Source organism: Mycobacterium sp. 1245499.0, from assembly GCF_001673615.1.
Taxonomy (GTDB): Bacteria; Actinomycetota; Actinomycetes; order Mycobacteriales; family Mycobacteriaceae; genus Mycobacterium; species Mycobacterium europaeum_A.
The window spans coordinates 1-9572 of sequence record NZ_LZMG01000443.1; the positions used below are offsets into that span (position 1 = coordinate 1).

General features: G+C 71.5%; 10 protein-coding genes. 6 read left to right on the top strand and 4 right to left on the bottom strand.

The annotated features are described in order from the left end of the window. Both A5646_RS27505 and A5646_RS27510 read left to right on the top strand, forming a co-directional pair. On the top strand, positions 1-314 hold a 314-nt coding region (locus A5646_RS27505), incomplete at its 5' end, for a gamma-glutamylcyclotransferase (RefSeq protein WP_197505306.1). Between the two features lie 115 nt (positions 315-429). Then, positions 430-1257 carry an alpha/beta hydrolase gene (locus tag A5646_RS27510; protein WP_067025725.1) on the top strand — a complete coding sequence of 276 codons (828 nt, stop codon included), beginning with the start codon at positions 430-432 and terminating at the stop codon, positions 1255-1257. 4 nt (positions 1258-1261) lie between these two features. Here the strand turns inward: A5646_RS27510 and A5646_RS27515 are convergent, their stop codons facing one another. The 3 genes from A5646_RS27515 to A5646_RS27525 are packed head-to-tail and all read right to left on the bottom strand — an operon-like array spanning position 1262 to position 4289. Further along, positions 1262-2440, bottom strand: coding sequence for an amidohydrolase (locus A5646_RS27515; protein WP_066868952.1), 1179 nt, complete (start codon positions 2438-2440; stop codon positions 1262-1264). Further along, entirely contained in the window at positions 2437-3627 is a 1191-nt protein-coding gene (locus tag A5646_RS27520) for a M20 family metallopeptidase (RefSeq protein ID WP_067025713.1), read from the bottom strand. The genes A5646_RS27515 and A5646_RS27520 overlap by 4 nt, the downstream gene beginning before the upstream one ends. A 47-nt stretch (positions 3628-3674) precedes the next feature. After that, the gene (locus tag A5646_RS27525; protein WP_197497854.1) at positions 3675-4289 is read right to left on the bottom strand and encodes a cutinase family protein; all 615 of its coding nucleotides are present in this window, start codon (positions 4287-4289) and stop codon (positions 3675-3677) included. A gap of 287 nt (positions 4290-4576) precedes the next feature. Between A5646_RS27525 and A5646_RS27530 the strand changes: the two genes are divergently transcribed. Next, on the top strand, positions 4577-5392 hold the full coding sequence (locus A5646_RS27530; RefSeq protein WP_066880138.1) for a purine-nucleoside phosphorylase: 816 nt from the start codon (positions 4577-4579) through the stop codon (positions 5390-5392). A gap of 4 nt (positions 5393-5396) precedes the next feature. Beyond that, positions 5397-6977 (top strand): phospho-sugar mutase, encoded by a 1581-nt coding sequence (locus A5646_RS27535; protein ID WP_067025716.1) that lies wholly within the window; start codon positions 5397-5399, stop codon positions 6975-6977. On the opposite strand, the gene upp is transcribed toward A5646_RS27535, so the two are convergent. Beyond that, complete coding sequence (upp, locus tag A5646_RS27540; RefSeq protein WP_067025719.1) at positions 6868-7602, bottom strand: uracil phosphoribosyltransferase; 735 nt, start codon at positions 7600-7602, stop codon at positions 6868-6870. The genes A5646_RS27535 and upp overlap by 110 nt on opposite strands. A 164-nt stretch (positions 7603-7766) precedes the next feature. Between upp and A5646_RS27545 the strand changes: the two genes are divergently transcribed. After that, positions 7767-8585 carry an alkaline phosphatase family protein gene (locus tag A5646_RS27545; protein ID WP_067025728.1) on the top strand — a complete coding sequence of 273 codons (819 nt, stop codon included), beginning with the start codon at positions 7767-7769 and terminating at the stop codon, positions 8583-8585. Positions 8586-8610: 25 nt separating this feature from the next. Then, positions 8611-9572: primosomal protein (locus A5646_RS27550; RefSeq protein ID WP_067025722.1), on the top strand; the 962-nt coding region annotated here is incomplete at its 3' end.

Here is a 9572-nt window from a genome sequence, read left to right on the forward strand (position 1 = left end):
CGGGGTCCAAGGTGTTCGTCGTCCTCTACGACATGACTCCGGCGGACGAGAACAACCTGGACCGCTGGGAGGGCTCGGAGTTCGGCGTGCACAAGAAGATCCGGTGCCGGGTGGAGCGGATCTCGTCGGACACCGACACCGACCCGGTGTTGGCGTGGCTGTATGTGCTGGACGCCTGGGAAGGCGGCATGCCGTCGGCCCGGTACCTGGGGGTGATGGCCGACGCCGCCGAAATCGCCGGAGCGCCAAGCGATTACGTACACTGGCTGCGCACCCGCCCGGCCCGAAACATCGGTCCCGGCACCAGCGCCTGATCGAGGCGCCCCGAACGCGAAGGACATTCGGCTGTCAATCCTGTCCGTACCGCTGATCGCCGACGCGGTGGCGCGCGCGTTCGCGGCCGCCATCAACCCGGCTCCCAAGCCCGCCGTGCGCTTCCCGGAGTTCGCCGCCCGCACCGGTGAGGTCGCGATCCCCACCCGCGAGGGCACCGTGTCCGCGACCGTCTATTACCCGCCCGCGGCGACGAACCCGCCCGTCTACGTCAACGTGCACGGCGGCGGCTTCGTGGTCGGACACCCCGAGCAGGACGATCCATGGTGCCGCTACCTGGCCGCCAACGCGGGCGTGCTGGTGATCAACCCCGACTACGCGCTGGCGCCGCGGCGCCGCTTCCCCGCCGCGGTGCATCAGATCTATGACATCGTGTGCTGGGCGGCCGGCGCCGAGCGCGACTGGGACGGCACCCGGCTGTGCGTCGGCGGCCAAAGCGCGGGCGGCAACCTGTCCGCCGCGGCGGCCCGCCTCGCGCTGGAAAACGGTGGCCCCGACATCGCGCTGCAGGTGCTGCACTACCCGCCGCTGGACCTGGTCACGCCCAGCCGCGACAAGCCCTCGGCGATCGGCAACCGGGCGATCATGAAGCCGTGGATGAGCGAGGTCTTCGACACCGCCTACATTCCCGATCCGGCGCACCGGCGCGACCGGCTGGCGTCGCCCGCCTGGGACGGCAACGCCGACGACCTCGCCGGCATAGCGCCCGCGCTGGTGGTGACCGCCGAGCACGACCGGCTGCGCGACGAGGCCCGCAGGTACGCGGAGAAACTCCGGGCCGTCGGGGCGTTGGCGGAGTACCACGAGGTGGCCGGCGTCGACCACGGCTACAACATCATGAGCGGCGCCGGCGACGTCACGATGCGGACGTACGCCCGCATCGCCGAACACGTCGTCCGCGCCACGGGTGCGCGGCCCTCGTAGGCGCCTAGGACCGCTCGAACGCGGCCGACTGCTCGACGATGTTGGTCATCACGCGCACCCCGATCGGCAGGGCCCGCTCGTCGAGGTTGAACGTCGGCTGGTGCAGGTCGAGCTGCGGCCCCACCCCCGGCCACACGCCGAGGCGCGCCATCGCACCGGGGATCTCCTCGAGGTACCAGGAGAAGTCCTCGCCACCCCCGGACTGACGGGTGTCGGCCAGCGCGTCGGGGCCGACGGCCTCGATCGCGTGGGTGAGGATGCGCGTCGAGAGGTCCTCGTTGACCACCGGCGGCACGCCGCGCCGGTATTGCAGCGTGTGTTCGATAGCCAGCGGCGCCAGCAGCCCGGACACCGTCTCGCGGATGATCTCCTCCAGGCCCACCCAGGTCTGCCGGCTGGCGGTGCGCACGGTGCCCGCCAGCACGCCGCTCTGCGGGATGGCGTTGGCGGCCACCCCGGCGTTGACCGCGCCCCACACCAGCACGGTGCCGTTGCGCGGGTCGATGCGCCGCGACAACACCCCGGGCAGCCCGGTGATCAGCGTGCCGAGCCCGTAGACCAGGTCGGCCGTCAGGTGCGGGCGCGACGTGTGCCCGCCGGGCGAATACAGCGTGATCTCGATCTGGTCGGCCGCCGAGGTGATGGGGCCGTGCCGGACCGCGACCTTGCCAACCTCCAGCCGCGGGTCGCAGTGCAGGGCGAAGATCCGCGACACCCCGGTGATGGCGCCGGCCGCGATGGCGTCAATCGCCCCGCCGGGCATCAGCTCCTCGGCGGCCTGGAAGATCAGCCGCACCCCGACCGGCAGCTCGGGCACCGACGCCAGCACCAGGGCGGTGCCCAGCAGGATCGCGGTGTGCGCGTCGTGACCGCAGGCGTGCGCCACGTTGGGCATGGTGGAGGCGTAGGGGGCGTCGGTGCGCTCGGCCATCGGCAGGGCGTCCATGTCGGCCCGCAACGCGATCCGGGGCTCGTGTTCGGGCCCGAGGTCGCACACCAGCCCCGTCCCGCCGGGCAGCACCTTGGGGTTGAGGCCGGCCTCGGCCAGCCGCTCGGCGACGAACTGGGTGGTGGCGTACTCCTGGCGGCCCAGCTCGGGATAGCGGTGAATGTGCCGGCGCCAGTCGACCAGGTCTTGGTGGTGGGCGGCCAGCCACGAATCGGCGGCGTCGACCAGGCTCATGATCGCGCCCCGGACCGCCGGCGCTCCCGCGCGTCCATCACCCGGTCGCGCTGGGCGGGCGTCTGGGCCAGCTGAACAACCGTGCGCGCCAACATGATCGCGCCCTCGACGACCGCGCGGTCGGCGCTGGGGCCGGCGGCGGCGTCGGCGAAGGCGCGCTGGTGCACCATCGCGCCGCCGGCGTCGACCCCGACGATCGGGTGGATCCCCGGCAGCACCTGCGTCACGTTGCCCATGTCGGTGCTGCCCATGGGCAGCGCGGACTCGTACTCGCGGGCGACCGGCTCGCGGCCCAGCCGACACATCTCCTCGCGGAAGACGTCGGCCAGCCACTCGTCGGGCCGCAGCTCGTCGTAGGCGGGTGCGGGATTGTCGATCTCGTATTCGCAGCCGGTGGCCAGTGCGCCCGCGGCGAAGCAGGCGTACACCCGGCCCTCCAGCTCACGCAGCGAATCGGATTCCACCGCGCGCATCGCGTACTGAACCGCCGCGCGGCCGGGGATCACGTTGACGGCCTGCCCGCCGTTGGTGACGATGCCGTGCACCAGCTGCCCCGGCGCCAATTGCTGGCGCAGCAGGCCGATGGCCACCTGCGCGACGGTCACCGCGTCGACGGCGTTGACGCCCAGCTGCGGCGCCACGGCGGCGTGCGATTCCTTGCCGCGGTAGTTCACCGTCGCCTCGGACAGGGCCAGCGAGCGGGCCGCCGCGATGTCGACCGGCCCCGGATGCAGCATGACCGCCGCGGCGATGTCGTCGAACACCCCGGCGTCGAGCAGCAGCGCCTTGCCGCCGCCGGCCTCCTCGGCCGGCGTCCCCAGCAGCGACACCCGCAGCCCGAGCTCGTCGGCCACGTCGGCCAGTGCCAGCACCGTGCCCACCGCCGACGCCGCGATGATGTTGTGGCCGCAGGCGTGACCGATTTCGGGCAGCGCGTCGTATTCGGCGCAGACGCCGATGGTCAGCGGCCCGCTGCCGAAGTCGGCGCGAAAGGCGGTGTCCAGCCCGCCGGCGGCCGCGGTGATCTCGAAGCCACGCTCGGCGACCAGCGCCTGCGCCTTGGCGCAGCTGCGATGCTCGGCGAAGGCCAGCTCGGGCTCGGCGTGGATGGCATGGGACAACTCGACCAGGTCGGCACCACGTCGCCGCACCACAGCCTCAACACTGTCTAACGGGGTTGTGGGCACTCTCGCAGTATGTCACTCACCGGTCGGCGGCCCGGAGGGCCGCAAAGCTACACCAGCCCGGCGATGAATCCGGCCGCCTGACCGGGATACGGCGGGTCCTCGTAGACGTGGTGGGCATCCCGGTCGCGACCGCCGACGACGCAGACCGGGTCGCCGTCGCTGCACAGGTCGATGGCGCGGCCGGCGAAGGCACCCGTCGACGACAGCGGCGTGTTGAAGCGGTTGCCGGGGTTGCCGAACACCGCGACGGCCCGGATCTTGCCGGCGAGCGCGGGATCCAGCGCCGGCGCCGATCCGAAGTTGCCGATCCGCTCGCCGACCGGCGGCACGCCCGCGAGCATCGACACCGCGGCGGCGCCCTGCGAGAAGCCGCCGAGCACCAGCCGCGTCGACGGGCACTGGTCGACCATCTGGGCGATGTGGTCGCGCGCGTCGTTGGCGCCGTCGGCGGTGGTCAGGAAGTTGTAGCTGGCCGGGTAGTTCACCGCGTAGGAATCGACGCTGCGCGACCCCAGCGCGGGTTGCAGCGCGGCGAACAGCGCGTCGCCGACGGCCCCCAGGCCGGGCGGCTCGGCGGTACCCCGGATGAAGATGAGTTGCACGTTCGGGCAGTCCGCCCTGGCCGACGGCGCCGGGCCGAGTGTGATCGAAACCACCGACAGCACAACAGCGACGGCCGCTCCCATGACCGGGCCAACCACCGGCCACTTACGAAGATTCATACGGCAAATCCTGGCATATACCGGCGACAGCTCCCCACCGCTGGGCTCGATCGCCCGGCTCCTCACTCGCGCCGCCATCGGCGCTCGCCGTCGCCGGGCTAGGCTCGATCGCCCGGCTCCTCACTCGCGCCGCCATCGGCGCTCGCCGTCGCCGGGCTAGGCTCGATCGCCCGGCTCCTCACTCGCGCCGCCATCGGCGCTCGCCGTCGCCGGGCTAGGCTCCCGCTGTGACCCAAACCCCGTCCGACCCAGGCGAGCTCGCGGCCCGGGCGGCCGAGGTCATCGCCGAACGCACCGGAATCGCCGAGCACGACGTCGCCATCGTGCTCGGATCGGGCTGGCCACCGGCCGTCGCGGCGCTGGGTACGCCCACCGCCGTGCTGCCCCAGGCCGAGGTGCCCGGTTTCCGGCCACCCACCGCGGTCGGGCACACCGGCGAGCTGTTGTCGATGCGCATCGGTGCCCACCGGGTGCTGGTGCTGGTCGGGCGGATCCACGCCTACGAGGGCCACGACCTGTGTCACGTCGTGCACTCGGTGCGGGCGGCTTGCGCGGCCGGGGTGCGCGCCGTCGTGCTCACCAACGCGGCGGGCGGGCTGCGCCAGGACATGACCGTCGGCGAACCCGTGCTGATCAGCGACCATCTGAACCTGACCGCCCGTTCGCCGCTGGTCGGCCCGCAGTTCGTGGACCTCACCGACGCCTACTCGCCGCGGCTGCGCGAACTCGCCCGCCAGGCCGACCCCACGCTGACCGAAGGCGTCTACGCCGGGCTGCCAGGGCCGCACTACGAGACGCCCGCCGAGATCCGGATGCTGCGGACGCTCGGGGCCGACCTGGTCGGCATGTCCACGGTGCACGAGACGATCGCCGCCCGGGCGGCCGGCGCCGAGGTGCTCGGGGTGTCGCTGGTGACCAACCTGGCCGCCGGGCTCAGTGGCGAACCGCTCAGCCACGCCGAGGTGCTGGCCGCCGGAGCCGCGGCGGCAACCCGAATGGGGGCGCTGCTGGCCCTGATCCTCGCCCAGCTGCCCCGGTTCTAGGGCGATGACGCCCGAGGAGTGGATCGCCCACGATCCCGACCCGCGCACGGCCGCCGAACTCGCCGCCTGCGGCCCGGACGAACTCGCCGCGCGGTTCGCCCACCCGCTGACGTTCGGCACTGCCGGCCTGCGCGGCCCGGTGCGCGGCGGACCCGACGCCATGAACGTCGCCGTGGTGTCCCGGGCCAGCTGGGCTCTTGCGCAGGTACTGATCGGGCGCGGCCTGCGCGGCTCGTCGGTGATCGTGGGACGCGACGCCCGGCACGGGTCGGCGGTGTTCGCCACCGTCACCGCAGAAGTGCTTGCGGCTCAAGGCTTTTCGGTATACCTCCTGCCCGGCCCGATGCCCACTCCGGTGGTGGCGTTCGCGGTGCGTCACACCGGTGCGGCGGCCGGGGTCCAGATCACCGCATCGCACAATCCGCCGGGCGACAACGGCTACAAGGTCTACCTCGACGGCGGCATCCAGATCGTCTCCCCCACCGACCGCGAGATCGAGGCCGCCATGGCCGCCGCCCCGCCGGCCGATCAGATCGGCCGGGCCCCGGTCGAACCCGCGCGGACGGATCTGGTGCGGCGCTACCTCGAGCGGGCGGCCGGGTTGCGGCGCGGCAGCGGTTCGGTGCGGGTGGCGCTGACCCCCCTGCACGGGGTGGGCGGCGCGGTCGCCGTCGAGGCGTTGGGGCGCGCGGGGTTCACCGAAGTGCACTCCGTTGGAGCGCAATTCGCCCCCGACCCGGATTTCCCGACGGTCGCGTTCCCCAACCCCGAGGAGCCCGGCGCCACCGACGCGCTGCTGGCGCTGGCCGCCGACGTCGACGCCGACGTGGCGATCGCGCTGGACCCCGACGCCGACCGATGCGCCGTCGGCATCCCCGACACACAGGGGTGGCGGATGCTGTCCGGCGACGAAACCGGTTGGCTGCTCGGCGATTACATCCTGTCCACGACCAACACGCCGACACCGGTGGTGGCCAGCACGCTGGTGTCGTCGCGGATGCTGTCGGCGATCGCGGCGCACCACGGCGCGGTCCACGTCGAAACCCGCACCGGTTTCAAGTGGCTGGCCCGCGCCGACGCCGATGTGCCCGGCGGCACATTGGTATACGCCTACGAGGAAGCGATCGGGCACTGCGTCGATCCCGCATCCGTGCGCGACAAGGACGGCATCAGCGCGGCGGTGCTGGTGTGCGACCTGGTGGCCGCGGCCGGTCAACGGGGCCGGACCGTCGGCGACCTACTCGACGAGCTGGCCCGCCGGTACGGCGTGCACGACGTCGCCGCGGTGTCGCGCCGGGTCGCCGACGCCGCCGAGGCGGCCGAACTGATGCGGCGCTGGCGGGCCGCCCCACCGGCGACGCTGGCCGGGTACCCCGCGCAGCTCACCGACATCACCGACGCGCTGATCTTTACCGCCGGCGACGACGGCACGTCGATCAGGCTGGTGGTGCGCCCGTCAGGGACGGAGCCGAAACTCAAGTGCTACTTGGAGATTCGCTGCGCGGTCGACGACGACCTGAGCGCTTCGCGGCGGCGCGCCCGCGCCCTGCGCGAGCGGCTGGTCGCTGCGGTGCAGAGCTGGTGAACAGGTTGGGCCCGAACTGGCGGTCACCGGCGTCGCCGAGGCCGGGCACGATATAGGCCGACTTGTTCAGCCCCTTGTCGACCGCGGCGGTGAATACCCGGGCATCGGGCGCCGCTTCCTCCACCGCCGCAAGGCCTTCCGGGGCGGCCACCACACAGAGCACGGTGAGATCCGTTGCGCCGCGGCGCTGCAACAGGCCGATGGTATGCGCCATCGACCCGCCGGTGGCCAGCATCGGATCGAGGACGATCACCGGCCTGGTCGCGAGCTTGTCGGGCAGCGCCTCGAGATAGGGCACCGGCAGGTGGGTTTGCTCGTTGCGGGCGACCCCGACGAATCCCACCTCGGCCTCCGGAATCGCCGCGTGCGCGGCGTCGACCATGCCCAGCCCGGCCCGCAGCACCGGCACCAGCAGCGGCGGCTTGACCAAGCGCGTCCCGACGGTCGACGCCACCGGGGTCCGGATCCGCACCGACTTTCGCGGCGCGTCCCGGCTGGCCTCGTAGACCAGCATCAGCGTCAGCTCTCCCAGCGCGGCGCGGAAACCGGCTGCATCGGTGCGTTCGTCGCGCAGCACCGTCAGCCGGGCGGCGGCCAACGGGTGGTCGATGACGGACACTTCCATGGGGTTGAGGGTATATAACGATCGGGCAAAGCCCTCCTGACACGCTGCGGACGTCGCAGGAAAACGCCTGCGCCCGTTCATATACTCCGGGCGTGTTGGGCGAATTTCGAAGTCCGAGAAGGCTGATCGGCCGGGCGTGCCGGGGCCTGCGGCCATTGGCCGCGGTGGCGTTGCTGGCGCTGGCGGCCAGCCCGTTGACCGCACGCATAGGCCTTGCGGCAGCGGCCATTCCGCAACCCGCACACATCGTGATCGTCGTCGAGGAGAACCGCTCCGAGAACGGCATCATCGGCAACAAGTCGGCGCCCTTCATCACCTCGCTGGCCGCGGCCGGCGCCAACATGACCCAGTCGTACGCCGAAACCCACCCCAGCGAACCGAATTATCTGGCGCTGTTCGCCGGCAACACCTTCGGGGTGAACAAGGACCTGTGCCCGGTCAACGGCGGCGCCGCACCCAACTTGGGATCCGAATTGCTCGCGGCGGGTTACACATTCGTCGGCTTCGCCGAAGGCCTGCCCGCGGCCGGCTCGCCGGTGTGCAGCGCGGGCAAGTACGCGCGCAAGCACGTGCCCTGGGCCAACTTCACCAACGTGCCCGCGGCGAACTCGCTGCCGTTCTCCGCGTTCCCGATGGGCAACTACGCCAGCCTGCCCACCGTCTCGTTCGTCATCCCCAACAACGACGACAACATGCACGACGGCTCGATCGCGCAGGCCGACTCGTGGCTGAACCGCAACCTGTCCGGGTATGCGAACTGGGCGGCGGCCAACAACAGCCTGTTGATCGTCACGTTCGACGAGGACGATAACGGCAGCCGCAACCAGATCCCGACGGTGTTCTACGGCGCGCACGTGCGGCCCGGCAGCTACAGCGAACAGATCAACCACTACAACGTGCTGTCCACGGTGGAGCAGATGTACGGACTGCCCAAGACGGGGTACGCCGCCAGCGCGGCGCCCATCACCGATATCTGGGGCTAGAGATCAGGTCGCTATTGTGTGCCGCATGGCTGCTGACCTCGTCCCCATCCGCCTGAGCCTGTCCGATGGTGACCGCTACACCGTGTGGGCGCCCCGGTGGCGTGACTCCGGCGACGAGTGGGAGGCGTTCCTGGGCAAGGACGAGGACCTGTTCGCGTTCACCTCCGTCGCGGACCTGGTTGCCTTCGTGCGTTCGAACGACGACAACGACCTGGCCGACCACCCGTCGTGGAACGAGCTGCGTTCGGCGCACGCGCACACCTTCGAACCCGCCGAGGACAAGCAGTTCGACCTGATCGCCGTCGAGGAGCTGGTGGCGGAGAAGCCCACCGACGAGTCGGTGGCCGCGCTGGCCGGCACGCTGGCCATCGTGTCGTCCATCGGCTCGGTGTGCGAGCTGCCCGCGGTGTCGAAGTTCTTCAACGGCAACCCCATCCTGGGCACCGTCTCCGGCGGCATCGAGCACTTCACCGGCAAGGCCGGCACCAAACGCTGGAACACGATCGCCGAGGTCATCGGCCGCAGCTGGGACGACGTGCTCGCCGCGATCGACGGCATCGTCAGCACCCCCGAGGTGGACGAGAAGCTGTCGGAGAAGGCCGCCGACGAGCTCGCCGAAGAGCGCGAAGAGGTCGAGGCCGACGAGGACACCGACGCCGCCGACGCCGCCGATGAGGCCGTCGAGGAAGCCGCGGATCCCGACGACGAGGCCGAGGACGACGACGAGGACGAGGCCGAGGACACCGAGGAGCGGGCGACCGGCGACACCGTGGTGCTGGGCAGCGACAAGGATTTCTGGCTGCAGGTGGGGATCGACCCGATCCGGATCATGACGAGTTCTGGCACCTTCTACACGCTGCGCTGCTACCTGGACGACCAGCCGATCTTCCTTGGCCGCAACGGGCGCATCAGCGTCTTCACCTCCGAGCGTGCGCTGGCCCGCTACCTGGCCGACGAGCACGACCACGACCTGGCCGACCTGAGCAC